The 25,406-nt window shown below is 68.3% G+C and carries 26 protein-coding genes; 19 read left to right on the top strand and 7 right to left on the bottom strand.

From position 1 onward, the window contains the following. Positions 1–11 precede the first annotated feature (11 nt). Positions 12–1,082, top strand: a complete 1,071-nt coding sequence (locus tag AB0M82_RS14595; protein ID WP_364721569.1) for a branched-chain amino acid aminotransferase — start codon at positions 12–14, stop codon at positions 1,080–1,082. A 195-nt stretch (positions 1,083–1,277) separates the two neighbouring features. Here the strand turns inward: AB0M82_RS14595 and AB0M82_RS14590 are convergent, their stop codons facing one another. Then, positions 1,278–1,868, bottom strand: coding sequence for a DinB family protein (locus tag AB0M82_RS14590; RefSeq protein WP_364721567.1), 591 nt, complete (start codon positions 1,866–1,868; stop codon positions 1,278–1,280). A gap of 118 nt (positions 1,869–1,986) precedes the next feature. Between AB0M82_RS14590 and AB0M82_RS14585 the strand changes: the two genes are divergently transcribed. Next, on the top strand, positions 1,987–2,808 hold the full coding sequence (locus AB0M82_RS14585) for an MBL fold metallo-hydrolase (protein ID WP_364721565.1): 822 nt from the start codon (positions 1,987–1,989) through the stop codon (positions 2,806–2,808). Positions 2,809–2,838: 30 nt separating this feature from the next. Next, the gene (locus tag AB0M82_RS14580) at positions 2,839–3,609 is read left to right on the top strand and encodes a PIG-L deacetylase family protein (protein ID WP_364721563.1); all 771 of its coding nucleotides are present in this window, start codon (positions 2,839–2,841) and stop codon (positions 3,607–3,609) included. Between the two features lie 36 nt (positions 3,610–3,645). On the opposite strand, the gene AB0M82_RS14575 is transcribed toward AB0M82_RS14580, so the two are convergent. Next, positions 3,646–4,413, bottom strand: coding sequence for a sulfotransferase domain-containing protein (locus AB0M82_RS14575; protein ID WP_364721561.1), 768 nt, complete (start codon positions 4,411–4,413; stop codon positions 3,646–3,648). Here AB0M82_RS14575 and AB0M82_RS14570 point away from each other — a divergent pair. The 4 genes from AB0M82_RS14570 to AB0M82_RS14555 all read left to right on the top strand — a co-directional run bounded on the left by AB0M82_RS14570 (position 4,397) and on the right by AB0M82_RS14555 (position 5,443). Beyond that, positions 4,397–4,570 (top strand): hypothetical protein, encoded by a 174-nt coding sequence (locus tag AB0M82_RS14570; RefSeq protein WP_364721559.1) that lies wholly within the window; start codon positions 4,397–4,399, stop codon positions 4,568–4,570. The genes AB0M82_RS14575 and AB0M82_RS14570 overlap by 17 nt on opposite strands. Positions 4,571–4,614: 44 nt before the next feature. Further along, positions 4,615–4,767, top strand: coding sequence for a hypothetical protein (locus tag AB0M82_RS14565; protein ID WP_364721557.1), 153 nt, complete (start codon positions 4,615–4,617; stop codon positions 4,765–4,767). 128 nt (positions 4,768–4,895) lie between these two features. Beyond that, a complete protein-coding gene (locus AB0M82_RS14560) occupies positions 4,896–5,105 on the top strand; it encodes a hypothetical protein (protein WP_364721555.1) in 210 nt (69 codons plus the stop codon). A 26-nt stretch (positions 5,106–5,131) separates the two neighbouring features. Then, a complete protein-coding gene (locus AB0M82_RS14555) occupies positions 5,132–5,443 on the top strand; it encodes a GNAT family N-acetyltransferase (protein WP_364721553.1) in 312 nt (103 codons plus the stop codon). Between the two features lie 83 nt (positions 5,444–5,526). On the opposite strand, the gene AB0M82_RS14550 is transcribed toward AB0M82_RS14555, so the two are convergent. Then, a complete protein-coding gene (locus AB0M82_RS14550) occupies positions 5,527–6,345 on the bottom strand; it encodes a hypothetical protein (protein ID WP_364721551.1) in 819 nt (272 codons plus the stop codon). Between the two features lie 137 nt (positions 6,346–6,482). On the opposite strand from AB0M82_RS14550, the gene AB0M82_RS14545 reads away from it, so the two are divergent. Beyond that, the gene (locus AB0M82_RS14545) at positions 6,483–7,109 is read left to right on the top strand and encodes a TetR/AcrR family transcriptional regulator (protein WP_364721549.1); all 627 of its coding nucleotides are present in this window, start codon (positions 6,483–6,485) and stop codon (positions 7,107–7,109) included. 80 nt (positions 7,110–7,189) lie between these two features. Here AB0M82_RS14545 and AB0M82_RS14540 read toward each other — a convergent pair whose 3' ends face one another. From AB0M82_RS14540 to AB0M82_RS14530, 3 genes are all read right to left on the bottom strand, one after another. Next, positions 7,190–7,540 carry a hypothetical protein gene (locus AB0M82_RS14540; RefSeq protein ID WP_364721547.1) on the bottom strand — a complete coding sequence of 117 codons (351 nt, stop codon included), beginning with the start codon at positions 7,538–7,540 and terminating at the stop codon, positions 7,190–7,192. Between the two features lie 442 nt (positions 7,541–7,982). Beyond that, a complete protein-coding gene (locus AB0M82_RS14535) occupies positions 7,983–8,585 on the bottom strand; it encodes a hypothetical protein (protein WP_364721545.1) in 603 nt (200 codons plus the stop codon). Positions 8,586–8,598: 13 nt separating this feature from the next. Beyond that, complete coding sequence (locus AB0M82_RS14530) at positions 8,599–11,919, bottom strand: hypothetical protein (protein ID WP_364721543.1); 3,321 nt, start codon at positions 11,917–11,919, stop codon at positions 8,599–8,601. Positions 11,920–12,905: 986 nt separating this feature from the next. Between AB0M82_RS14530 and AB0M82_RS14525 the strand changes: the two genes are divergently transcribed. The 5 genes from AB0M82_RS14525 to AB0M82_RS14505 all read left to right on the top strand — a co-directional run bounded on the left by AB0M82_RS14525 (position 12,906) and on the right by AB0M82_RS14505 (position 17,833). After that, positions 12,906–13,817 (top strand): alpha/beta hydrolase, encoded by a 912-nt coding sequence (locus AB0M82_RS14525; RefSeq protein ID WP_364721542.1) that lies wholly within the window; start codon positions 12,906–12,908, stop codon positions 13,815–13,817. 49 nt (positions 13,818–13,866) lie between these two features. Further along, positions 13,867–15,114, top strand: coding sequence for a hypothetical protein (locus AB0M82_RS14520; RefSeq protein ID WP_364721540.1), 1,248 nt, complete (start codon positions 13,867–13,869; stop codon positions 15,112–15,114). Positions 15,115–15,149: 35 nt separating this feature from the next. Next, positions 15,150–16,433, top strand: coding sequence for a cyclopropane-fatty-acyl-phospholipid synthase family protein (locus tag AB0M82_RS14515; protein WP_364721538.1), 1,284 nt, complete (start codon positions 15,150–15,152; stop codon positions 16,431–16,433). A 143-nt stretch (positions 16,434–16,576) separates the two neighbouring features. Continuing rightward, positions 16,577–17,641, top strand: a complete 1,065-nt coding sequence (locus AB0M82_RS14510) for a nuclease-related domain-containing protein (protein WP_364721536.1) — start codon at positions 16,577–16,579, stop codon at positions 17,639–17,641. A 33-nt stretch (positions 17,642–17,674) separates the two neighbouring features. Then, a complete protein-coding gene (locus tag AB0M82_RS14505; protein ID WP_364721534.1) occupies positions 17,675–17,833 on the top strand; it encodes a hypothetical protein in 159 nt (52 codons plus the stop codon). Between the two features lie 40 nt (positions 17,834–17,873). Here the strand turns inward: AB0M82_RS14505 and AB0M82_RS14500 are convergent, their stop codons facing one another. Continuing rightward, positions 17,874–18,368 carry a hypothetical protein gene (locus tag AB0M82_RS14500; protein WP_364721532.1) on the bottom strand — a complete coding sequence of 165 codons (495 nt, stop codon included), beginning with the start codon at positions 18,366–18,368 and terminating at the stop codon, positions 17,874–17,876. A 1,348-nt stretch (positions 18,369–19,716) separates the two neighbouring features. Here AB0M82_RS14500 and AB0M82_RS14495 point away from each other — a divergent pair. The 6 genes from AB0M82_RS14495 to AB0M82_RS14470 all read left to right on the top strand — a co-directional run bounded on the left by AB0M82_RS14495 (position 19,717) and on the right by AB0M82_RS14470 (position 25,403). Continuing rightward, entirely contained in the window at positions 19,717–20,211 is a 495-nt protein-coding gene (locus AB0M82_RS14495) for a hypothetical protein (protein WP_364721530.1), read from the top strand. Next, entirely contained in the window at positions 20,211–21,047 is an 837-nt protein-coding gene (locus AB0M82_RS14490; protein ID WP_364721528.1) for a DUF692 domain-containing protein, read from the top strand. The genes AB0M82_RS14495 and AB0M82_RS14490 overlap by 1 nt, the downstream gene beginning before the upstream one ends. Next, a complete protein-coding gene (locus AB0M82_RS14485; RefSeq protein ID WP_364721526.1) occupies positions 21,037–21,843 on the top strand; it encodes a DNA-binding domain-containing protein in 807 nt (268 codons plus the stop codon). Before AB0M82_RS14490 ends, AB0M82_RS14485 begins: the two co-directional genes overlap by 11 nt. Continuing rightward, the gene (locus tag AB0M82_RS14480) at positions 21,840–23,108 is read left to right on the top strand and encodes a ferritin-like protein (RefSeq protein WP_364721524.1); all 1,269 of its coding nucleotides are present in this window, start codon (positions 21,840–21,842) and stop codon (positions 23,106–23,108) included. The genes AB0M82_RS14485 and AB0M82_RS14480 overlap by 4 nt, the downstream gene beginning before the upstream one ends. 316 nt (positions 23,109–23,424) lie before the next feature. Beyond that, a complete protein-coding gene (locus tag AB0M82_RS14475; protein ID WP_364721522.1) occupies positions 23,425–24,021 on the top strand; it encodes a hypothetical protein in 597 nt (198 codons plus the stop codon). A 710-nt stretch (positions 24,022–24,731) separates the two neighbouring features. Then, positions 24,732–25,403 (top strand): hypothetical protein, encoded by a 672-nt coding sequence (locus AB0M82_RS14470; protein ID WP_364721520.1) that lies wholly within the window; start codon positions 24,732–24,734, stop codon positions 25,401–25,403. Positions 25,404–25,406 lie beyond the last annotated feature (3 nt).

The following is a 25,406-nucleotide window of genomic DNA, read 5'->3' as shown; positions in this document are numbered from 1 at the left end:
GAGAACCAGTCATGACCTCACTTCTCGAGCCGGCCACGAACCCGGCCGCCACCACGAGCCCCGGGCACGGCGACGCGTTCACCGACCACCTGTACGCGATGAGCTGGACCGAGCAGGACGGGTGGCACGCCCCGGATCTGCGTCCGCTGGCCAACCTGTCGATCCATCCCGCCATGCTCGGCCTGCACTACGGCCAGGTGATCTTCGAGGGGATGAAGGCGTTCCGCCAGGCCGACGGCTCGATGGCGGTGTTCCGTCCCCGGCAGAACGCGCACCGGTTCCAGCGGTCGGCGAGGCGCCTGGCCATGCCGGAGCTCGCGGAAGAGGACTTCCTGCTGGCGGTGGACAGCCTGGTCGCCGCCGACCAGCATGCCCTGTCCGACGACCCGGACCACAGCATCTACCTGCGCCCGCTGATGTACGGCAGCGAGGCGAACCTGATGCTGCGCCCGTCGAAGACCTACGAGTTCCTGCTGATGGCGTTCGTCGCGGGCGGTTTCTTCGGCGACACGGTGCGGCCGGTGTCGGTGTTCGTCAGCCACGAGCACAGCCGGGCCATGCCGGGCGGGACCGGCGATGTCAAGTGCGCCGCGAACTACGGGCCGTCGTTCGTGGCGCAGCGGATCGCGCAGGACGCCGGTTGCCAGCAGGTCGTCTGGCTGGATTCGGCGGAACGGCGCTGGGTCGAGGAAATGGGCGGGATGAACCTCTTCTTCGTCCGCGGCAGCGGTCCCGGCGCCGAGGTCGTCACCCCACGGCTGACCGGCACACTCCTGCCCGGAGTAACCCGCGATTCGCTGCTCACCCTCGTCGAGCGCGACGGTTACCGGGTGGGCGAGGAGCGGATCTCGGTCGAGCAGTGGCGCGAGGAATGCGCGACCGGATCGATCACCGAGGTGTTCGCGTGCGGCACGGCCGCGGTGGTCACCCCGGTGGGCGAGGTGGTGGACGAAGCCGGCGACTGGACCATCGGCGACGGCGGAACGGGCCCGGTGACGCGCCGGTTGCGCACGGCACTGGTGGACGTCCAGCACGGCCGCGCGCCCGACCCCGGCGGCTGGATGCACCACATCCCCAGGTAGCGGGCGAAGGGGCTTTCCTTGCGCCGTGGCAAGGAAAGCCCCCTTCACGCCACGAGCACCCGAACCCTTTCTTGGTCGCGAATGACTCATCGGGACCTCGCAGACCCCGAATGAGTCATTCGCGACACCAAGCCGAGTGGGGAGGCCGCCGGGATGCGGCGGAAAGCGACTTTGCCGGAACCCTGGGTGAACGGGTCAGGCCGTGGTTTGCCCGGCCGCTTTGGCGGCCCGCTCGATTTCCGCGCACCGGTTCTCCCAGAAGGCGGCGTCCTGCCCACGCCGGGCCATGCCTTCCGCGTCGATCTCGACCTTGCCGTCCAACTGTTCTCGCAGGATGTCGGCGTGCCCGGCGTGCCGGCTGGTCTCGGTGAGCACATGGACCAGAACGTTGAACAGCAGCACGTCAGGACGTGGCCACCAGGGCACGTAGCCGGGCGAGTCGACGGCGAGAGCACCGATGGTCGCGTCGGAGTGTACCCAGACGCGTCGGTAGCGGCCGGTGATCTCCTCGCGTGTTTCGTGCTCGGTCGCCCACATGTCGGTCCCGCGCTGTCCGAGGTCGTCCCACCGGGGGACGGGCTCGGGGAACGGTCGGCCGAAGACCTCGCCGAGGTACCGGGACTCCCCCACCGACAGGTGCTTGACCAGGCCGAGAAGGTTGGTTCCGGTCGCAGTCAGTGGCCTGCGGACGTCGTACTCGGACAGCCCGTCGAGCTTCCCGAGCATCGCCTCACGGATCTCTCGCAGATCACCGTGCAGGTACTCTTTCGCGAAATCATCGATCATGAGTACGAGGATGCCCCAACAGCCCGCACCGACTCGGCCGTGAAGCTCGAGTTCGACGCCCGGAAATTCAGTCCTCGGTATAGTGACGGCAAAACGCGACCACTGGGGGTAGAAGCTTGTGCTGAAGCGGGTCGCGGACGGTGTGCTGGTCCACGAGAGCGAGTTCGTACGGACCAACACCGTTGTGGTGGAGGGCCGGGATGGCGTGTTGCTCATCGACCCCGGGGTGACCGGCTCCGAGATCGACTGCCTCGCGAACGACCTTCGCGAACTGGGCCGGCCCGTGGTGGCCGGGTTTTCCACGCATCCGCACTGGGATCACCTGCTGTGGCACGCCCGGCTCGGCTCGGCGCCCCGTTACGGCACCGCGCGCGGCGCCGCCACGGCCCGGGCTCAGGCGTCCGACGCGGGAGTGAAGGCCCGCATCGCCGAGCACCTGCCGCCGGAAATCGCCGGGCGGGTACCGCTGGACCTCCTCGGCCTCATTACCGGCCTGCCCGCCGAAACCACGCGGATTCCTTGGGATGGCCCTCGAATCAGGATTATCGAGCATCAGGCACATGCCCCCGGCCACGCGTCGCTGCTGATCGAGGAACACGGAGTTCTCGTGGCCGGCGACATGCTGTCCGACGTCCTGGTTCCGATGCTCGACCTGAACGGCACCGTCGACCCGATCGAGGACTACCTCGCCGCGCTGCGGCTGCTCGACGACGTCGCGCGCCACGCCGAAGTCGTCATCCCCGGCCACGGGTCCACCGGGGGAGCGGACCAGCTACGCGCGCGGATCGACCAGGATCGGGCGTACGTGCACGCCTTGCGTGACAGCCGGGATGCCGGCGACCCGAGGGTCGGTCCGTCGGCCGAGCCCGGCTGGGAATGGGTGAGCGACGTGCACGCAGGACAACTCCGGCGACTCGCCGGAAGAAGCGAGCGCGGCTAGATCAGGACGGCGAGCCTGAAACGAGGGAGGATGGCCGGCATGACCTTGCCTACCCTTCCCGAGGAGTCCTTCCGGCGCGTGCTCTGCGTCGTCGCGCACCCCGACGACATGGAATACGGCATGTCCGCGGCCGTCGCCCGCTGGACCGCGCGCGACATCGAGGTCGGCTATCTCCTGCTCACCCGCGGCGAGGCCGGCATGCCGAATCCTCCCGAGGAGACGGCACGCCTGCGCGTCGCCGAGCAGCAGGCCGCCTGCGCGGTCGTCGGCGTCGAGCACCTGACCATCCTCGAACACCCGGACGGCGTGCTCGTCTACGGCCTCGACCTGCGCCGGGACATCTGCCGGGAGATCCGCCGGTTCAGGCCCGACGTCGTCCTCGGCACCGGTTACCAGGTCGACACGCCCTACGGCTTCGACCAGGCCGACCACCGCGCGGTCGGGCTCGCGACGCTCGACGCGGTCCGCGACGCCGGCAACCGGTGGGTCTTCCCGGAGCAGGTCGACGACGAGGGCCTCGAACCGCATTCCGTGCGCTGGCTCCTCCTGCCCGGGCTTCCCGGCGCCGCCGCGACCCACGGCGTCGACGTCACGGGCGAGCCGCTGCGCCGCGGCGTCGCTTCGCTCGAGGCGCACGCCGCGTACCTGGCCGCGCTCCCGGACCACCCGGCTCCCCGGGACATCATCCCGGAGTTCGCCGCGCTAAGCGGCAAGGCGCTGGGCGTCGAGCACGCCATCCTGTTCCGCGCTCACGACCTGCAGGCACCCCCGGAGTTCTCCGCCGAAGCCACGCAGGACTGACTCGCGGGCGGTCGTGGCCGAAAAGCCGCCGTACCGTCAACGGGCCGCTGACCAGCCCGCATGGAGCCACTCGGCGAGGTCGGGCGGCGCCAGTTCGGCCACGCGCCGGTGGTATCGGTCGACGGCGGCGGGGTCGAGCAGGTGGCGCCACTTGTCGCTGGTGCCGGACCGGAAGAAGTCCCGGTTGCTGCGCCACAGGTTCGCGTCGACTCCGGGGGCCAGTTCGTCGGCCCGGTTCCGCATGCGTTCGAATGTCGCCGCGGCGGCGAGTTCGTCGAGCCGCTGCGGCGTTGTGTCGATCGAGAGCGTGGTGGCCAGGCGCCTCAACTGGCCGGGAAGATCGGCTTTGAGGTCCGCGTAGTGGAACAGGGCGACCTGCGGTTCGTCGCGGTGGTCCCAGAACGTCCGCACATGGTGGACCAGGTTGGCCAGGGTCACCCCGAACAAGGCCGACTCGGGGGTGAATTCGGCGTCCGCCCACTCCCGGAACCGTTCGAGCGGGTCTTCTGAAGGCGGGCCGACCTGCGGATCGAGACCGCTCGAGGGGAAGGCGTCGGGGTGAATGTTGGCCGTGGCTTGCTCGAACGACAGCATGGCGTCGCGCGGGTCACGCCCGACGCAGAGATACGTCACCCCTGCCTCGAACGGCAAGCCGTCGAGCGGTGTGTGCGTCTTGATGAAACGTCGGTGTCGCTGGCTCTCGAGCCCGGCCAGGACCGCCGCGGTGTCATAGGTGGTCGCGTCCAGCCAAGGGGAGATCTCGGTGAGCGGGCGAGGGAGATCGGGGGTGTCGAAGATCAGCAACGCGCACAGCATCTGCATCCACGTCGTGCCGCACTTCGGCGGCGTGCTGATCACCACGTCGCCCGCGCGAAACCGGAAGCCGGCCCACAGGGCGCTGTCGGACACCACCGTTCGATACCGCCGCAATTCGACCATTCCCAGTCCCCCCGGCTGTTGACGGCTTCACTCGCGCGGATGCCAGAATGCCACGTTCGCCGGCAGGTGGGCTACCCGCAGAGTGCCACCGCCGCGCCGACTTCCCGCAACCGTTTCGAGGAAGCGGTGCGCAGCTTGGACGAGCGGCCGCTCACGGTGCCGCTCGAGAACCTCGAACGGTGGACCGGCGGCGCATCCGACTTGGGCGATGCTCAGTGAAGCTGCGCGGGGACTCCTTTAACCTGTATAACGCCCTATATGGTGAGGTGGATAAGAAACCCGCAGTCGCGGCGTCCATTTCCATCTCAAAACCGCACAGAAGCGGGGAATGCGATAGGTTACGCGCCGTGACTGAGCTCGGCGCCGTCGTCTGGCCACCTGCCCCGATCAGAACCGAGCGGCTCGTGCTCCGCGAGGCCGAGGCGCGGGACCGGGCGGCGTTCATCGAGCTGTTCGCCTCGCCAGAGGTGGGCACATACGTGGGCGGTCATCGACCGCGGAACGAGCTCGAGCACGCGTACCCGAACTTCCCGGGCAGCGCCTCGGCTTTTTCGTAGTCGAGCTCGAGGGGGCGATGATCGGCATGATCACGCTCGATCGGCGCGACGGGGAGCGTCCGGGTCCCGTCCGCCCGAACGCCGGGGAAGCCGAGCTCGGCTACATGTTCCAGCCGGAGGCGTGGGGGTTCGGGTACGCCACCGAGGCGTGCGCGGCAGCACTCGATTGGTTCGCCGGCGGGCACCCCGGCGAGCCGGTGGTGCTGTGCACCCAGACCGCCAACGTCCACTCGATGCGCGTCGCCGCGAAGCTGGGGTTTATCGAGGTGGAGCGGTTCGAGGCGTACGGCGCCGAGCAGTGGTTCGGTGTGTGGCACCCGGTCACACAGTCCGACTGAGCTGCTGGCCGACAGCGCAGCGGAAGCCGGCTCGCCGATGCTTGGCCCGATCCGGTCCCGCATCGACAAGAAGCGCGCGTCAGCTACCGTTCGTAGCAGCCGTCGACGCAGAATTGCGGTCTTCCGTGACTCGCCTGAGCGGCGCGGGCGAGCGGGATGAGGGTCGCTTCCATTTCCGGAGTGACCCGGATGTGGCGCACCCAGCCGTGGTCGGTCAGCTTGATCCCGGTGGGCGTTCCGCGGAACGTCATCCGGTCGTCGCCGGAACTCCCGCGGCCGCCGTACAGAAAGTTTTGTACCTTGCCGGTGCCCAGGAGTGCGGTCGCCTCCGCAAGGGTGATCCACCGGTGGTTCGTCGACGACGGGCCTTGGCCGGTGTCGTCGTCGTAGTGGATCATCCGGCCTTCGGCGAGGATCTCGTCCGCGGCGGCCACGAACGCGAGGTAGTCCTGCGGGTGGGCGCGACGGGTCCACAGCTCCGAGTACTCGGCCGCCCGGGGATCGAGTGACACCTCGAGGACGCCGTCGCGTCGCGAGAAGGAGCGCACCAAGCCCGCACCGATCAGATCGAGCACCTCTTCCCGGGACAGAAGCTGCCTGCCGATGCGGGAAATCCGGCGGGACAGCCAGAGCTGGTTGAGGACCACCGCGGTGACGCAGGCGGCCCCGGCGAGCAGGACGACGGTGCTCACGACGAGGACGACGCCTGCGTCGGACAACAGGATCAGCGCGAGGCCGCTGAAGCCGCCGACGAACGTCGTCACGGTGGCGAGCATGGTCAACATCACCGCGAGGAGACCCAGGCCCTCGAAGCGGGGCCCGAGCTGGGACACCGCCAGGCTCACGAACAGCATCCCGACATTGAGAACGGCGATCCCCCACAGGGCCCACAACACCAGCACAGCGCCTCCCAGGTTTGGTCGGTCCAGGATGCGCCGAACTCGGACACGACGTCAAGACACGATGTCCGGACACTGTGTCCGGACCTATCGTCCGGCTAGGATGCTGGTGAACGCACCCCCGCAAGTGGAGACCGCCGATGCCCTCAGTCACCCGGCCCGCCGGCAGCAAGCGGCAGGACCGCCGAGAAGAGCTGGAGCGCCGCCTGTTCGCGGCCATCGAGGAGCTCGTGGGCGAAGGCGCCGGCTTCACCGAGCTGAGCGTCGAGCGGCTGGCCGCGGCGGCCGGCATTTCCCGCTCAACGTTCTACGTCCACTTCGAGGACAAGGGCGACCTGGTCCGCAGGCTCGCCACCACCGTGCTGACCGAGCTCCGGGACGTGTCGAGCACCTGGTGGGAGACGGCCGACCACGCCGACCCGGCCGGCCTCACCGCGGCCGTCACCGCGATCGTGGAGGTCTACCGCCGGCGCGCCGCCGCCTTCACGATCATCACCGAAACCGCGGCGTACGACCCCACCGTCGCCGCCGAGCTGCGCACGCTGATGCAGTCGATCATCGACGCCACCCGGGACGCGATCGAACGCGGCCAGGAGGCCGGCGTGATGCGCCGGGTCCGCCCGGCCGAGACCGCCGCCGTCCTCACCTGGATGGTCGAACGCGCGGGCTACCACCTCGTCCGCGGCACCGAACCGGCAAACGACGGCAACGTCATCGAGGTCCTGACCGACATCATCCGGACGACGCTCTACACCGCCGCTCCCTGACGGCGGCGGGGGCCTCGTCGCTTGCCAGCGGCTGTCCGCGGTCATCTGAGCAGCGCACCGGATGCTGGACGAGTGACGTCTCAGGCCGCGCCGGGCACGCCGAGCTTCCAGAACACGAACGCCGGCTCCTGGTGCACCTTGGCTTCCCGGCGCAGGCCGTCCCGGACCGCCGGGCCGAAGCCGAGGAGGCTCGAGAGGGCACCGAAGATCGTCGCCGCGGGTGGTGCGGCGCCGGCCTTTCCGCCGGTGCTCGTCGGCTTCCCGCGGCTCGTCACCCCGGGCGGCCGGGCCACCACGAGCAACGGCACCGAGTACCGCGCCCGCGACCTCTGCGGCACCGACCAGCCGAGCTTCACCGTCACCGAGAAGGCCTGGAGCTGGCTCCGCCAGCCCCAGGACGGCGGGGTCGACTCGGAGCCGGTCCGCGTCACGGCCGAGGAGGCCGCCGCTCTCCAGACATTCCCCGCGGTCTACTGGTAACCGCGGATATTGGAAGTTGCGGAGTTGTCGGAAAGTGTTGGGTTGGCGGTGGTCACGAGGCGCCGGATAGGCTGGCGTGGTCAGTCAAATCAGGTGCTCTCGAAATGGGTGGGCGCGACAGAAAGAACATGAAGGAGGTCTTCCAACAGACGGAGGACCGTCACGCGGTGCTCCTGTTCAACGAAGCGGACGCCTTGTTCAGCAAGCGGGGCGAGGCCAAGCACGGCACGGACCGCTACGCCAACCTGGAAGTCGGGACTCAGGGGCAAGAAGCCACTGGTCCTGGTCCCCGCGGTGGTAGGCAACGCCCAGGCGGAGCGGCGATGCGAGTGGTCCCAATGGCTGTTCCGAAGAAGGAATTCCACCCGGGGCGGTAACGCCACGCTGAGACTCCTATGGCGCCGCACTCATGGGTCGTACCTCGACAACGTGTGCGAGGAACCGCGCATAGGAGCTGAAGATCGGGAACAGCGAATTACGCAGTGGCTCGTCGTCGAGTTCGTCGTCGATCATGTCCTCGCCGGAGAAGTCGAAGATCCGGATGTCCTCCGGGTTCTGGAGGTCGATCCCCAGATCGGACCGGTCGCTGCCGAACCAGCCCCCAATGGGATAGATCTCGGCGCCGTCACGTAGGCGGGCACGGTCTTCCTCGTTCGCGTACCCGAACGTCACTTCGTACCAGATGCGGTCGACCGCCTCGCATCGCGGCGACTCGTACCACTGGAAGTCGTCGACTCGGCACAGCACCGGTGGATCGACGAACGCCAACGTGGAACGCACCGCACGCAGCCAGGGTGGCAACTCCACTCCTCCGGATTCGGCGTAGTGGTCGAGGATGACGTCGTCCTCTCGGGTGAACGTCAGTGACGGGAAGTTGTCCACGAACCGCTGCAGGTCGACCCTCTGCTCCTCGGGCAGCGTGGAGGACTCGATCCAGCCGCGGGCGGTATGCGCATCGCCCTTGACCAGGTGTTGTTCGTAGTCGAACTCGGTCACGTCGTCCTACCTGTCAGGCGTACTTGCTGAAGAGAGTGTCGATACTAGTCACGTTGGTGGCCTGCCTGCCGGCCGTCACCTGATCACCGTTCTTGTCCACGCAACTGGGGTGTATGTCCGGCGTCATCGCCGATCCGTCCCAAATCCATTCCGTCGCGACCGCGTATGCCGCTTGTGCCGAGGCCTTGACGGTCGACGCACCTCTGAACGCGGCGCGGAGATCGTTGTGGAACCGGCCGGAACCCGAGTCTTTCTTGTTCGCCCTGCTAACGGTCGGATAGTAAACCGCTCCTACGTGGCCATGTGGGACACTGTAATGTCGCTTTTTGGCGTCGCCGGGAAGCTTGTCCTGGACTTTGTCAGGCGCCTGCTTGGCAGGACTGTACACAATCAGGAACGTCTCGGTACGGAGATCGTCCTGTAGGTCGATCCACTTCGTGCCCTCAGCGAAGTCTCTGGCGCGTTCGGTCACCTTCAGGATGTAGTTGGTCGGTATCCACTCGTGGTTCCCGTCCGACACGTCACGGAACTTGTCCTTGACGTACTTCTTGCTCTTGCTCTTGCCCCACGCCGTCTCGAACTCGGGCATGCCGATCGTGCCGGTTACCGATCCCTGGGTGACCGTCATGGTTTGCCCCGTGGCCATGTTCTTGAGGAACTGGATGATGCCGACCTGAACAATGGCGATCCGCAGTATCGCCTCATCCGTCGGCAGGCCGTCGATCTTCGCGAGTGGTGTGTTCGGGTTTATCCCGCCCCAGATCTCGGCCCCGTCGTCCTTCTTCTTCAAGGTGACCTTCGAGACGCCCGTCTGGTTGGCCAACTGCGAGCCGAGTGCGGAGAGTGAACCGGCGCTGCCTTCCGACACCTTCGGCAGCGTGAGGGTACGGGTGGACTTGTCGTATTTGGCATCCCGATGCTTGGCCAGCAGGGCCTTGGTGACCTGTTTCGCGCTGCCGCCGGTCTTGTGGATCGTCTTGTCGCCGGCAGCAACCTGGATTTCCTCGGCGAGCTTCGGACTGACCTTGGTGATCGTGAGCACCGCCGGCTCGACCAGCCGCCTGGGCGCCGTGATGTCCTTGTCCTCGGGTTTCTTCTTCTTGGTTCGGTCAGGCCGCCGCTTCCTCGGTTCCTTGGGGAGTCCGGGTTTGCGAGGCCGACGGGGCACCCTGCGTTCAGCGGGACGCCTGGGCCTCCTCGGCTTCTTGGCTTTGATCTTCGACCACAGCTTCTTGATCAGGCCGACGATCTTGTCGATGACCCAGTCGATGGCTCGGTTGACCGGGCGGGCGATCTTCTGGAAGACCTGTTTGACCTTGCCGGCGATGCCGCCGATGCCCAGCAGGGCCGCCAGGGCGCCGATGAGGACCGGGATCGCGCGGGCCAGGGCGCGTTCCACCAACGCGGGGACGCCGCCGGTGCCGCCGCGGGCGATGGCCAGCACCGCGTCGAGGACGGCGTTGACGAACTCGATGATCTGGCGGGCGTTGGTGACGATGAAGCGGATGATGTCGATGATCATTTTGCAGGCTCGGATGAACGCCGACGCGGGGTTGAACAGGGACACGATCCACGTGATGCCCGCGATGATGATCGTGGGTAGCAGGAACGAGACCAGGTTGCTGATCAGTTCCTTCTTCAGGTCGCCGACCCTGGTCTTCAGGTCGTCCCACATGCCGGCGACGCCTCGGCGCTTGACCTCTGAGACCAGGGGGACCGCGGTTTCCGCTGCCACCAGGGCCTGGTTGGGGACCTTGCGGGCCAGGCGGGCGCGGATGTTCGGCCAGGACAGGCCCAGGATCATGGCGATCAGGGTCAGGATGCCGAGGATGTCGAACGTCGTGGGCAGTTGCAGGCCTATCGTCCCGCCGGTGCCCAGGAGCCACGCCAGCACGCCGCCCTCCAGGTGGCGGCCCGCGTTCTTCATGAACAGTTTCAGGCCGCCGCCGACGCCGGTGACCAGGTTGCCCAGGAACCCGATCGGGTCCTTGAGGATCGCGCCGATGGCCGACACCGCCTTGCGGAGGACACCCATCAGCATGCGGCCCAGTTCGATGATGGCCTTGATGGCGCCGCCGATCGCGTCGGCGGCCTTGGCCACCAGTCCCTTGTTCTTCTCCTTCTCCGCCGCTATCTCGTCGTCGACCGACTTGACCGCTTCGGTGTACTTGGTGGCCAGGGTGTCGACGAGTTCGGTGCCTTTGTCGTTGACCGTGTCCTTGAGTTCGTCGAACTTGCCTTCGAATTCCGTCGCTGCCTCGCGGCCGATCGCTTTCAGGTCGGCCGGGAGCTTGTCGACCGCGGCCTTCAGTTCCTTGCGGCCCGCGGCGATGCGGTCCTTGGCGCGTTTCAGTTCGGCCTCTACCGTGTCGGCGATCTCGGTGATGATCTGGTCCATCGCCGCCAGGTAGGTGTCCCTCGCGCGTTCGTAGATGCGGTTGGCTTCCTCCGGCAGTCCCGCGAACAGGTCCCTGGTCCACCGCGCCCAGCCGAGCGCGCCGCCGTAGCGCTCGTCCTTGTACCGCTCCATGCCCTCTTCGTGTTCGCGGGTGAAGCGGTCCCGCGCCTTCTTTTCCTTCGTGGTGAACTGGTCGTCGACCTTCTTGTCCAGACCCTCCAGGATCTTCTCTACGTCGCCCTTGGTCTGGTCGAAGACCTTCTGCAGTAGTTCGGTGACCTCTTTTCGCTTGTCCTCGTCGGTCTTCTTCGTGCCCTTCTTGCCGGTGCCCACCTGCTGGCCGGTGGTGACGCGGGTCGCGTGGATACCCGCCATCGCGGCGGAACCCTGTGCGGCGGCCGTGTTCTTCACCTGGTTGAGCTCGCCGGCCTCGTCGGCGCGGAGTTTCTTCGGGGCGGCCGCCGAGTGGGCCTCCATCGTCTTCTTTTCTTTGACCGCCTTGTCGAATTGTGGTTCGCGGGAGTTCTTGAACGACAGCTGCTGGTCGGTGACCTGTGCGTCGGCCATCTGCCGGTCGACCTGCTCCGGGCCCGCTGACATGTCCGTGGCCGACGGTGGCAGCTGGTCCGGAGCCGCCTGGGCCGGATTCGGCGCGCCCGGTTTGCCCGGGACCTTGTCCGCGGCCATGGGCACGACCTGCTTGGCGTCCGGCGCCGGTTCCGGCGGTGCCGCGGTCGTTTCGGCGATCTCCTGCGCCGAGGCGTCCTTGCCGTCGCCGACCTTGCCCTGGACCTCGTTCTTGACCTCTTCGGCCTTTCCCGACTCGCCGAACTTGTCCGCCTCGTCCAGGTTCTTCGGGGCCTTGTCGGCGATCGCCTTCTTGACCGCCTGGATGAACTCCTGCTTGTCGAACTCCTTCGGCTGGGCGGCGTCCATGTCCTCGGCGTGTGCTGCCTTGCCGCGGGCCTCCTGGTCGTCGGCCGGGGCTTCCGCGGCTTCCTGGGCCGCCCCCGCTTCCGCGGCCGCCGGTGGATGGCTCGCGCCGATCGTCTTCTTCTTGGTGTTGACGTCCTTCTTCAGTGCCTGGAACTTCGGGTCCGCGCCGGGGGAGCGCGGGCCGGCGCCCTTCTCCTTCTTGGCGCCCTTCTCCGGACGTTCATCAGGTGCCTTGTCCTTGCCCAGGGCCTTCTCGTCCGGGGCGGACGCAGGTGCGGCTTCGGTTTTCCGGGCGGTCGGCTTGGCCAGCGGCGGCTTCTTCGGCGCGGGTTGGGGCTTGGGCGCTGCCGGTGGGACGGGCGCGAGACCGGCGGGAGTGGGCGTGGCCGGGGCAAGCGCGGTGGCCTGGTTCGCGACGGCCCGGTTGCCCACCAGGTCCTGGCCGGCCACCATCATCTGCGCGGCCCACGTGGACGGCCTGGGCTCGGCACCTCTTGGCAGACCGCCCATCGCCGCGGTCACCGCCGCATTGCCCAGCTGCGCCCGGGCGCGGACCACGTCCGCCGGGCCCGGGTCCATCGCGCCGCGCGTTTCCGGGCGGCGTTGCCGGACCGACGGCGACGCGGTCTGAGCAGGCGGTCGGGGACCGCGGGCTTTCACAGGTGGTGGCATCCGGCGCCTTCGCTGGTCAGCTCGGGGGTACCAGGCGAAAGCAGGATGCCAATCAGCCCGTCGCGGGGCCGCGATCCCGGCGTCGCCAGAGCGTCACCCGACCAGGTCCCGGTGTAACAATCCGTCGACGACCGCGACTTCAGCGTGACCGCACGGAACGGCTCCGGGAAGGTTGTCCCACGGTGAACAGCTCACGTCGGCTCGCGACCGGCCCGGCCACCGCCACCCGGCGGTGTTCTCCCCGGGCGGCGGGCACGCGAAGGCGATACCGTCCGAGATCGGCTGATCGGTGGGTGTGCCCGGAGGGAACCGAAGTGGACTACTGCCCCTTCGACATCGTCTCGGCGCCGGAGGCGCTGGACCTCCGGACCTGCCACGTGGAGACCCGGTACGGCCGGCTCGCGGTCCGGACGAGCCGGGAACGCCGTTCCGACACAGGCACTCTCTACATCCACGGCGTCGGCGCGGACTGGACCACCTGGACGCCGCTGATCCGCGCCGAGGCCGCCGCCGGGTTGGACGTGCACGACCAGCTCTTCGTCGACCTGCCCGGGTTCGGCGGGTCCGAGAACCGGCTCGACCGCCTCGACATCGCGGACGTCGGCACCACGCTCCTGGCCGTCGCCGAGGAACTGGGCTACTCGCGCCTGCGGATCGTGGGTCACTCGATGGGCGGCTTCCTCACCCTGGACGTCGCCAGCCGCCACCCCGGCCGGATCGACTCCATCCACCTCGTGGCGGGCTCGTACTTCTCGATCCTGACCAGCATCCAGCACCCGATCCGCAGCTTCGGCCACGACGCCGGCGTCGCGGCGGTCTTCGGGGCGCAGTATCTGCTGGCTCACACCGGTGAGGTGGAGGTGGCGCTGCTCCGCGCGCTCTACCGGCTGCACCTGTTCCGGCTCCTCCTCCTGCCCTTCGCGACGCATCCCTTCACCCTGAAGGAGTCGGTCGTGCGGAGGTTGAGCGAGCAGGCCAACCCGCGCGGCCTCCTCCTGACCGCGGCGAACGGCGAGAACTACTCGGCGGACGAGCAGTGGGCCAAGATCGAGTGCCCGATCCGGGCGGTCTTCGGCGACAAGGACCAGCTCGTCCCGCCCCGGGACCGGGACCGGCTGCTGCGGTGCCGTCCGGCGGCGCGGTGCGTCACGGTTCCGGACGCCGGGCACCTGATGCACATCGAACGCCCGGCCCTGGTGCTGGCGGCGCTGGATCTCTGGAACTGAGCGACTTTCGACGGGTGTTTCACGGCGACCGAATTCCGGGGGCTTGGGCATGGTGCGGGAGAAGACCGGGGAAGGCTCGCTCCTCGAGCGCACGATCACGCCTGTCGTGAACGTGGCCCGGAAGGCCGGGCCCCCGGTCGGCCGGCTCGTGACCACCATCCGGAAACCGGCCTTCCTCGCGCCGACCGGCCCGGTGAGCGTGCGCCGGGAAATGCTGTGCCTGACGCTGATCCCGCTCGCGACGTTCGGCCTGGTCTGCCTGCTGACGTGGTCGGCCGGAGTCGCGTACCGCCCCAGCTGCCACAGCGCCGCCAACTTCCTGGCCAGCCTCTTCTTCCAGCCCACGGTCGGCTCGACCTGCCAGTCCGTGCCGTTCCTCTCCGACGTCCCCACCATCATGCTGTCGTTCTGCTGCCCGTTCGCGCTGGTGGCCTACAAGCTGCTCCGGCGCAGGCTCGCGTCCCTGCAGGGCGCGCTCGTCAGAACCGGGCTGCTCAGCGAGCAGGGCTCCCGGGACACGATCTCGACGGTGATCCAGCGGCTGGAACGCGCGATCGACCTGACGCCGGCGCGGCGGCTGGCCCTGTTCGCCGCCTCCGCCGCGATGGTGATCTGGCTCTACTGGCGCAACCTCGAGGCCGGGCACCTGTTCACCACGCTCGAATCGGCCGACCCGAGCCACACGACCAACGCCGCGCAGCTGCGGGACAGCTGGTGGGCGAACTACCATCACCACTTCTTCCTCGCCGCCGTCTGCGTCTTCATCGGCACGGTCGGCGTCTACTACGCCTGGCGCGCGGGCTGGTTGTACGTGCGGCTCGGCGTCGTCCTCTACGCGACGCGGAAGTCGTCCGCCGACGAGCTGCCGGTCAGCTACGTGCCCCGGTGGCGGGACCGCAGCTACGGCTGGAGCCCGGTGACCGGCGTCCTGATGCTGATCTACCTCTCGACGGTCGGCCTGGCGATATCCATGGTCGCCGTCTTCGACATGCTGCGCAACGAAACGTGGACCCTCGTGATCGCCGTGATCTTCGCGCTGATCGGGCTCCTGTCGAACACGGTGATGATCCTGTCCTCCTTCTTCCGGATGGTCGGCATGCACAAGGCGGTCGAGGAGCGGCTGCGGGCCACGCTGGTGGCGAGCGACTCCGTGCTGACCAGCCAGGAATACGTGATCGCGGCGTCCGAGCTCACGGTGTGGCGCAGGATCCCGGTGGCCAGCTTCAGCGGCAGTATCATCAAGATCCTGCCCGGCCTGTACGCGCTCTTCCAGTTCGCCAGGGCGTTCCTCAAGTGATTCGCGGTGCGTGAACTCGGCGGAAAGGAACTGCGGTGCGGCGAACCGAACGGGCCGGCCCTCCCAACCTCCGGTGGCCGCACCTCGCCACGAAACCACGCAACCCCGTCCGGGCCGCCCTGGCGAAGCGGATCTTCCTGCACGCCCTCGCCGACCTGCCGCTTTCGGTCGTGCTGCCGGACGGGACGTCGGTGGGGCGAGGCGCCGGCCGGTTCGCCGAAGGTGGCGATCCGACGCTGGTGATCAACGACGAGGACGTGTTCTTCACCCGCGTCGGCCGGGACGGCGCGCTGGGCTTCGGCGAGGCTCATCTGCTCGGCGCGTGGGACTGCGGCACGGCTTCGGCCGCTGACGCCGTCGCGTCGGACGAGCTGGTGGCCTGGCTGAAGGTTTTCGGGGAGTACCTGCGGCCGCGGGAGTCGAGGGTGCTCTACCTGCTCCGGCGCCTGTGGTACTCGGCCCATCCGGTTTCGGACCGCGACGGCGTGGCCGCGGCCGTCGGCAACGTCCAGGCCCACTACGACGTCGATCCCCGGCTTTTCGGGGCCTTCCTCGACGAGTCCATGACGTACTCGTCGGCGTGGTTCGAGCCTGGGGACGACTTGGCGGCCGCGCAGGCTCGCAAGATCGACGCGATCCTGGACCTCGCCGACGTGGGCCCGGGCAAGCGCGTGCTGGACATCGGCTCCGGGTTCGGCGGGCTGGCGGTCCGGGCAGCGCGGCAGCGAGCGGCGGACGTCACCGGTGTCACGCTGTCGCAGAAGCAGTTCGAGCACGCGACCGCCCTCGTCGAGCGGCTCGGCCTCGCGTCGCATGTGAGGTTCTCGCTCGAGGACTTCCGGCGGTGTTCCGGCACCTACGACGCGATCGTCAGCGTCGAAATGCTCGAAGCCGTCGGCGCGGCGAACTGGCGGACGTACTTCGAGGTCGTGGACCGCCTGCTCGCCGTCGACGGCCGGTTCGCCCTGCAGGTGATCACGTTCCCGCACCGCAAGATGCTGGTGTCCCGCAACGACTTCAGCTGGGTCGACCGCTACGTCTTCCCCGGCGGCGCGCTGCCCAGCCTCCGCGAGATCGACCGGCTCCTGGACAGCCACACGTCGCTGGAGGTGACTGCCGCGCGACGCCTGACCGCCTCGTACGCCCGGACCCTGAGGGAATGGCGGCACCGGTTCGCCGGGCAGCTGGCCACGGTCACCAACCTCGGTTTCGACGCCACGTTCTGCCGGTTGTGGGTTTTGTACTTCGCCTACTTCGAGGCGAGTTTCCGGTCCCGCTACTGCGACGTCTGGCAACTGGGCGTCCGCAAGCGCGCGTAAGCGCTCAGCCCGCGGCCCGACCGCCGAAACAGGCCCGCCGCCCCACCCGAACGGAGGCAGCCCGACCCGGGGGTCTGCTCGTACCGTCGATCACGAGCAGGCACCAGGAGGTGCCGCACTGTGCGCGCGAGGGGGTCGGCGGGATGTTGGTGCGGGTGCAGCCGGGAACCGGGACGAACGCGCACGGCCTCTCCGGCGCCGAAGCGAAGGTCCACGACCTGCTGGCCGGCTGGGCCCACGGCACCTCGCACGCGATCGACGGCTTGGCGCTGCTGAACGTCAACATCCCCGACAAGGCCACGACCCGGCAGGTCGACGGGCTGCTGTTCCTCCCGACCGGGCTGGCCGTGCTCGAGGTGAAGGGCTTCACCGCTCCGCAGTCCGGGCGGCTGGTGATCCCGCCGAACGGCCCGTGGCTGGTGGGGAACGAGTCGGCGGCGATCCATGCGCTGGCCGGGCTCCCGAACCCCGGCGAGCAGGTCAAGGCCGGGGTATACGCGGCCAAGCGGGTGTTCGCCGGGATCCCGGGCGGCGGGGACGGGTTCATCCGGGGGCTGGTCGTGCTCGTCGCCACCGGCGCGATCGAGCTGCCCCCGGGCAAGGAGCTCGGCGGACGCGGCATCGACGTCGCCCTGGCCGACCCGACCAGCCTGCGCCGGGTCCTGCACCGCTACCGCGCCCAATCCCCGGTCTGGACCGCCGACGGCGTCCTGGCCGCCTGCGCGGCCCTCGCCTTGACCGAGCTCGCGCCCAGCCGCGCCGAGCTGCGCACCGAAGGGTTCGCCGAGCGCCTACCACCACGGCCCGAACCGCCGATCAAGCCACCGATCAAGCCGCCCTTCGAGCCCGCGTTGGGTGGGCCGGAGCCGGTCGGGCCGCGACCGATGGCTACGCGCGGGCGCGGCGCGCACGGTCCTGTGCGGTCCGTTTCCGCCACCGCGGCCACGCGGACGAGCGCGCCCGCATCGACACCGTCGGCACCAGCCGTGCCGCGGCGTGCACGCCAGGTGCCGGCCGGGCACAGCCTGCCGCCGCCGAAGGCGCCACCGCCGCGTCCGGTGTCGCGGCCGCGGGCGGCGCCGGAACCCCCGGCGAGCACGCGAGCGCGGCGCCAGGTGCCGTGGGGCCTGATCGTGGTGCTGGTCCTGATCAGCGCGGTCGGCATCACCGCCGCGATCATCGTCGGTCAGGTCTTCCACGGCAGCTGACGGCACCCGGGATTGTCGACAATCCCGGGGCGGGTGACTCGTGCGCAGGCGCAGCGGCTGTGTACCGCCCAGACCCTCGAACTGCGCAGCGAACGGGACTACAACAAGGCCAACGTCACCACCTGCCTCATCGCCAACGGGAATCTCGTCCGCGGCGAGACGGTGGTCGACTGCTGGTTCTACAAGGGTTGAGGGTCCGCCACGGTGAGCAGGTGGCACTTGGGGGATCTATTCAGAGGGCGACGCAGTGCGAAGTGACCTCAGCCGCGGTCATGGGACGGCTCTGCTCGATGACGTCCCCTTCCTCGTTGGCCGGGTCGGGGCCCGTGACGGTGACGTTGCCGACGATCCAGAAATGTGCTCCCTCGATCGGTTTGGTTTGTTTGTAGACGAATTTGCCGGTCACCTTCTGGAGGGCAGGACCGCGGTCGTACCAGCCGACTTCCTTCGCGTTCAGCGTGATCGTGCGGGACACGGTGACTGTTCGGCTCTTCAGCCAATTCTGGTTGTAGGTGAGGTTGAAGCCGAACGAGAACACACTGAACGACGAGCCCATGGAGACCTCGCCACCCACAGTGTCGGTAGTGCTGTCGGTCGTGGCTTCGCTGAGCATCTTGGTCGAGGTGTTCGACGTGCAGTTGAACGTCCTACCGGTCAAGGGCTTTCGCGCCGCCATGAACCTGATGGGTGCGCTCGTCGGGATGAACTGGCAGTTGTCCGGGTACACGCATAGCGCACATATGAGCTTTCGCATGTGTGTTCTCCGAATTTAACGCGTAGTGGACAAATGTCTCCTGAAGGTAGCGCCAAGGTTCGGCGTGAAGAGCTGATAGGCCAAGTACTAGTAGGGATTTGTCAGGTGTGTCGTTTCGGCTGGCGGAAGTGTTGGCGTGAGCTACCTTTCGGGTGCTTCTCCAGGAGATGGACGCGGTTCACCCGGTGATCGGGGAGTTCGCCGCGGACGCGATCCTGATCCGCCCGGGACGCTTACACCGCCTGGGTGGCGGCCACGCTGCGCGAGGCGGGACACGCTGGTTCGGAACACGCCAAAAGCCGAGTGAATGTTCGAAGGTTTCGACGACCTCGGCCGGATCGGGGCCGCGGCGATTTCGCGCGCCAGGGGCCAGGTCAGCTCGAGAGTTCGAGCGCCGATGATGCGGATCCGCGAGGTGTGACTGCGCGCGGCCGACCTCGGGGGACGACGCCCTGATCGGCGGAATCCCGGACGGTGTCCCCGGCCTGCTGCCGGCCGACGTCTGCGCCGCGTTGTCCAAAAAGGATGGATGTCGCAGTGGCGCCGGCGGCTCGGCACCGCCGACCCGCGCGCGGCTCCGCCGCCGGCCTCGTCGGCTGGTTGACCGGCCGGCTGCCGCGACCGGACTCGCCGCCGCTCGCGGGGGGCCTGACGGGAGGACGTGGTCGCACCCGTGGTGGCCACAATTCCGGGCAGGCCTCGGTGGCATGGACAATCCCGCGCGGACAGCAGAAGTCGCACCTGCTCCTCGCGGATCCACGCCGGTGACGACATCGCCGGCGTGCCAGTGCGGGTTGTCGTGAATGGTAATCAGGATTCTATTGCTCACTCGCGACCCCTCCGGCGGGCGAAGCGGGGATCCGAGCGGCATCCGGCACTTCGACTTGACGGCGCCCTGCCGGGAATACCGCCCTTCTCCTCCGGATCGCACAGCCTCCTGCGCGTGAGCGCCACTCGTTCCCGTGAAAGCCATGATGTCTTCCCGCTCGAATCCACCATTGGTGTGATCTCCGCACTGGAGGGGTGTCATTTCTTGACCCGTGTTGATGATTGTTGTTCCTCGAACGGGTTGGCGTGCTGATGCCTGCCCTTTCGGGCCTATCCGGCGGTGTAGAAAGGGATCTGAGCGGTTCTGGTCGGGGAGCGGAGTGGCGCTCCGCTGTGAAGGGTGGTTGTGATGGCGCACGGCACTGGCGGTCAAGGCGACGGTCATGTCCATAACGGGTTTTCGGCGGAACAGGCGGCGTTGTTCCTGACCGGCGGAACGGCGGGTAGCCATCTGCGGGAAGGGAGCCACGAGGCAGGTGGCGAGCGCCGGCCCGTGACCGTGAGCCCGAAGGTGCTCGAACTGCACGTGTGCATGGGCCTCAACGCCTGCCAGAACCATGACGCGCCCGGTACGGCGAAACTGCCCGGCACGGGCCAGTGTGCCACCGCGCTGCACGTCTGCCACGGCGACAACGGGTGCCGGGGGCAGGGCGGGTGCGGCTACGCCGGCACCGAGTTCGAGCAGACCAAGCCGGCCGAGCAGACGTGCAGTGCCAACGGCAGTTGCGCGAGCCCGATCAACGAGTGCCGGGTGGCGTCGGCCGGGCCGTTCAAGGGCACGAGCGTGTGGAAGCTGGCGCGTACGCGGTTCGAGGCCCGGTTGTGGGAGGCGGGCGTCCCGTTCGGTCCGGCGCCCGGTGACGGCTATCCGGACGACCTCGTGCCGGAGTACGAGTCGGATCGCCAGATGCTCTTCGCGAAACTGGCCGCCGAGCATGATCCGAGCCCGAGGCGCGGCGTGGCGCGGCGTTACGTGGGCCGCGCCTGATGGCTTCGGCCGACCGGCTCGGCCTGCCGGATCTGGGATTCGGCGTGGGTCTGCGCGCGGGTCATGCCGACGAGGTGCTCCGTGGGCCGTCCGGGGTCGACTGGTTCGAGGTCATCACCGAGAACGTCCTGGACAACGGCGGCTACGCCCGGTACCTGCTCGACCAGGTCGCCGAGCGGTTCCCCGTCGCCCTGCACGGCGTCTCGCTGTCGATCGGGAGCACCGATCCCCTCGACCTGGACTACCTGCGCCGGGTGCGCCGGCTCGCCGACGGTGTCGGCGCCGCGTGGGTCTCGGATCACCTGTGCTGGACGGGGGTGCTCGGGTTGAACACGCACGACCTGCTGCCCCTGCCGTTCACCGAGGAGTCCCTGCGCCACGTGACGCGCAGGGTCCGCGTCGCGCAGGACGTGCTGGAGCGGCCGCTGGTCCTCGAGAACCCCAGCACATACCTGGGTTTCACCGAATCGACGGTGCCCGAATGGGAGTTCCTGGCCCGGTTGGCGGAGGACGCCGGGTGCGGGCTGCTGCTGGATGTGAACAACGTCTACGTGTCGGCTGTCAACCACGAGTTCGACCCCTATGACTACATCCGGGCACTGCCGGTCGACCGGATCGTGCACCTGCACATGGCCGGCCACACCGACTGCGGCACCCACCTCATCGACACGCACGACCAGCCGGTGGCCGACCCGGTGTGGGAGCTGTACGCGTTCACGACCGGACGGCTGCCGGCGATGTCGGTCCTGCTCGAGTGGGACGACCGCATCCCGCCGTTCCCGGTGCTGACCGCCGAACTCGACAAGGCGCGGGAGCGGACCGCCCGTGCCGGCTGAGCGGTTGCGCCACCTCCAGACCTGGTTGCAGGGTGCGATCACGGACCCGGCGGGGGCCGGTGACGCGGCGGACGTCGTGGTGGCGACGACCCGGCTGCCCGCGGCGCGGCGGCTGGCGATCTACCAGCACGGGTACTTCGCCAGGTTGATCGACTGCCTGAGCGCGCACTACCCGGTCACCCGGCACCTGCTCGGCGCCGAGTTGTTCACCGAGTTCGCCCGGGACTACCTGAGGGCCCGCCCCTCGCGCAGCTACACGTTGGAGGCGCTCGGCGCCGGATTCGCCGACCACCTGTCCGCCACCCGCCCGGACGCGACGTCCGGGGAGCGCGAGTCCTGGGTCGACCTGCTGCTCGACGTCGTCCGGTTCGAGCGGGCCTTCATCGAGGCGCACGCCGCGGCCGGCCCGGAACTGCGCGAGCCACCACCGGCCGCGCCGGAGCCGGGAGCCCCGGGCTGGGCAGGCGCTGTCGTGTCCACTGTGGAGTGCCTGCGGCTGATGCGAGCCCGCTTTCCGGTGCACGCCTTCACGGTCGCGGTGCGCGCTCAGCAGGGCCCACCGCTGCCGCGGGCGCGCGAGGTCCGGTTGGTGTTGTCCCGCAAGGACTTCATGGTCACCGCGACCGAACTCGACGAACCGCGTTACCGGCTCCTGGCAGGACTGCGGGACGGAACGCCGCTCGGCCGGGCCGGCGACGACGCCGGGTTGACCCCCCGCCAGACCGAAGCGTGTCTGCGCACCTGGATGGCCGAACGACTGATCCTCGAAATCAACGGAAGGACGCCGTACCGATGACGACCACCTACACCGCGCTGCCCGCAGCGTACGCGCCCCCTGAGGCGAACCGCCCGATCGACACCGTCGAGTCGCTGTTCTCGCACCTCTACGACGCGGCCCGGCTGGAGATGTCGACCATTCCGCTGTACCTGTACGCCGCGTACTCGATCAAGACGGCCAACGTGTCGCAGTGGTCGTCGGGGCCCGGCGCGTTTCGGTTGATCAAGAGCATCGTCATCGAGGAGATGCTGCACCTGTCCCTGGTGCGCAACCTGATCGTTGCCATCGGGTACGGCGAGCACGTCAAGTTCCAGCACAAGGCGTTCATCCCCGAGTTTCCCACGCCCATGTTGTGCCGCGTTCCGGACCTCGAGCTCAGGCTCGCCCCGTTGACCACGGAACTGGTGCGGGACGTCTTCATGCCGCTGGAGCTCCCGGCGAAGGTGGACGCGCCACCGGAGTCCGACAAGTACCAGACGATCGGCCAGTTCTACAAGGCGATCTTCGACGGTTTCCAGCGGCTGTGCGGGGTCGAACCCGGGACGTACGGCCGGCCGGACCAGGCGAAGCAGAAGGCGCTGTTCCGGCACAATCGCATGGACTTGCAGTACACCAACGCCTATTGGAACGAAGGTGGTGGCGGCGCGCCGGTCATCGTGCACGACCTGCACTCGGCGCTCACCGCGATCAACTTGATCGTGGAGCAGGGCGAGGGCATGGATCCGGATCAGCAGGAGGTGCCGATCGACCCTCAGGACCCTGCGGGACAGCAGCAGGCGGGCCTGTTCGAGTTCCCGCACTACGTGAAGTTCAAGCGGATCGCCGACGGCTGGGAACCGATCGGCGAGGTCTACCCGATGCCGGACAACCCGCGCGTGTCCCAGTTCCCGGAAGGACCCGTCCGGGACCTCGGGCAGCTGGCGTGCGCCGCCTACACCTACGTGCTCGCCATGCTGGACGAGCTGTACAACACCTCGGGAAACGACGTCAAGCCGGGCGCGACCAGCCCGCGGTACGGGCTGGAGCGCAAGTTCATCGCGGCGATGCAGGGGCTGCTGTTCGGGGTGATCAAGGAGCTGGTCCGCATTCCGATCACCGAGGGCCCCTACTGCGACCTGCACGCCGCGCCGACGTTCGAGTACTACGAGTTCCCCGAGGACCGGTCGTTGACCCAGCACCTGCGGGAGCTGTGCGAGCGGGTGTTGCCCCACTACCCGGCGCTCGGTGGGGACAACAGCGTGCTCTGGCTGATCAGTGAGCGGATGCCCCAGGACCTCCAGTAAGCGGTGCGATCCGGCCGCGGCTCTCTCACCGTTGCCGCCGCGCAGCGCCGCACCGGGTTGATTCCGCGAGGGCGTGGTGCCCGGGCTGCCACCGGCGGCCCGGGCGCTACATGCCTGCTCGTCGGCTGTCGGCGATTTCGGGGAAGGCGATCTTGCGGGCCGCGGAGATCCACCGGGGAACTCTTCAGCAAATCAAGCCGGATGCCGTGAATTACTCACCGCGGGGGACCACCGCGAGCACCCCGCTCGAACGTCGGTGTTCGCATGAGCAAATAGCTCGGTGTCGTTTCGGCAGGTCCGGGCTTAGCTTCGGGCGATGGCGAACGAACTGACCATTCCGCTCCTGCCCTGTCCTTCCATCGACGAGATCGCGTCGTTCTACGAGATGCTCGGCTTCGAGGTCACCTATCGGCAGACGCGGCCGAACCCGCACGTCGCGGTGCGACGGGAAGACATCAATCTGCACTTCTTCGGGATGGACGGCTACGACCCGGCGCAGTCGTACAGCACGTGCCTGGTCATCGTGCCGGACACCAGCGAGCTGTTCGAGGCCTTCGCGGCGGGGATGCGGTCCGTGCACGGAAAGCTGCTCATCTCCGGCATCCCGCGGATGACCCGGCCGCGGCTGCGCAACGACCGGTACACGGGGTTCACCGTCGTCGATCCGGGTGGCAACTGGATCCGGATCAACAAGGCCGCCAAGGAACCCGAGGCGCGGACCAAGCTCGCCAAAGCCATGGAGAACGCCGCTAGGCAGGCGGATGCGCACGGCGACGAACCCCAGGGGCTGAAGATCCTGGAAGGCGCGTTGAAGCGGGCGACCGGCGACGAACCGGAGTTCCAGGCGGTGCGGGAGTACCGCGACGAGCTCGTCGAACGGATCAAGGGGTCTGAGTCGCGTCCAGGCGCTTGAGCGCGGCCGGGTCGTGGCCGGCCTCGGATCCAGGACGGCCACGACGCCCTTGTCCGACATCGACCGTCACCGAGACCGGCTCTCCCAGCTTTCGCCGCTGCCGTCGCGCGCCGGCAGGCTCCGCGGGGTTCCCGGCTAAGCAAGCAGCAGGCAAGGCGCAGGTTCGAGGACGGTGAACTGCCTACCGGGCAAGCAACTCCTGTCCTCGTGCGTCACGGAGGGTGTGCGCTGGACGCTTCCTTCGTCGAGGGACCCGGACGGGTGAGGCCATTTGGGGGTTCGGCTTCTCGTCTCGCCCGAGTTCCCGGACCGTCTTGGCGCACGAAAGAGCTTCACGCAGCGTCATGACTCCGTGTTGTTGTCGATGACCCAGACGTGAACATGACCCGACTGGGTGAGCCTGTTCGGCGGCGGCGAGCGGGCCGTCTGTCCGAAGTGGTGATCGCTGGGTGACCGGGCGGGCTTTTGCTGTGACCACAAGGAGATTCGAGAACTCGCCAGTAACTCCCGTGGACTGTCCACAGTGGTGAGCTGGTGGCGAGTTTGACGGCTACCTCGTAGCTTGAATCCCTCATCTGGGTGGTTTTCGTGGTCTTGCGCTCGGGTAGCCGGGATTAAGTGCTGCGAAAGCATCAGCTCACCCCGAATTCCGTAGTTCGTGCGCGGTGCACGTGGACTCGTCCGAACTGTCAGCGTCAGGAGGACCATCGATGAAGCCAGGAGCGCGGATCGCCCTCGGAGTCGGGGCCGGCTACCTACTGGGGCGTACGAAAAAGATGCGGCTCGCGTTGATGATCGCGGCCGCCGGTGCGACCGGACGATCGGCCACCTCGCCGACGAAACTCCTGCAGCACGGGCTCAAGCAGCTCGGCTCCACCCCGGAGCTGGGGAAGCTCACGGACATCGCGCGCGACGAACTGCTCGGTGCGGTCAAGGCGGCCGCGGTGACGGCAGCGAGCTCGCGGATCGAATCGCTCTCCGAGCGCCTGCAGGAAGGCGGCCGCAAGCGGAAAAAGGATTCGGACGACGAAGCCGTCGACGAGCCGGACCGTGACGAGGCCGAAGACGACGAGCCCGAAGACGAGGACGAGGACACGACGAGCAGCAGCCGGCGCCGTGCGCCGAAGGCCGAGGAGCCGGACGACGAAGACTCGTCCGACAGCGAGGACTCGTCCGACAGCGAGGACGACGAGCCCAAGAAGCCCGCAAGGCGTCGGGCAGCCAGCCGCGCGAAGAAGGGCGGGCAGGCCGAGGGGTCCGAACGGCCCGCGCGCCGCCGGACGGCGAGCAAGAAGGCTTCCAGCTCATCCGGCGACGAAGAGCCGGCCCGGCGATCCCGCTCCGGCACCGGCAAGTCGCCCGTGCGCCGGGCCGGGAGGTGAACG

Origin of the sequence: Amycolatopsis sp. NPDC051128, from assembly GCF_040682715.1 — a bacterium.
Lineage (GTDB): Bacteria > Actinomycetota > Actinomycetes > Mycobacteriales > Pseudonocardiaceae > Amycolatopsis.
Note: the sequence above shows the minus strand (reverse complement) of the source record. Positions and strands in the feature narration are given on the sequence as shown.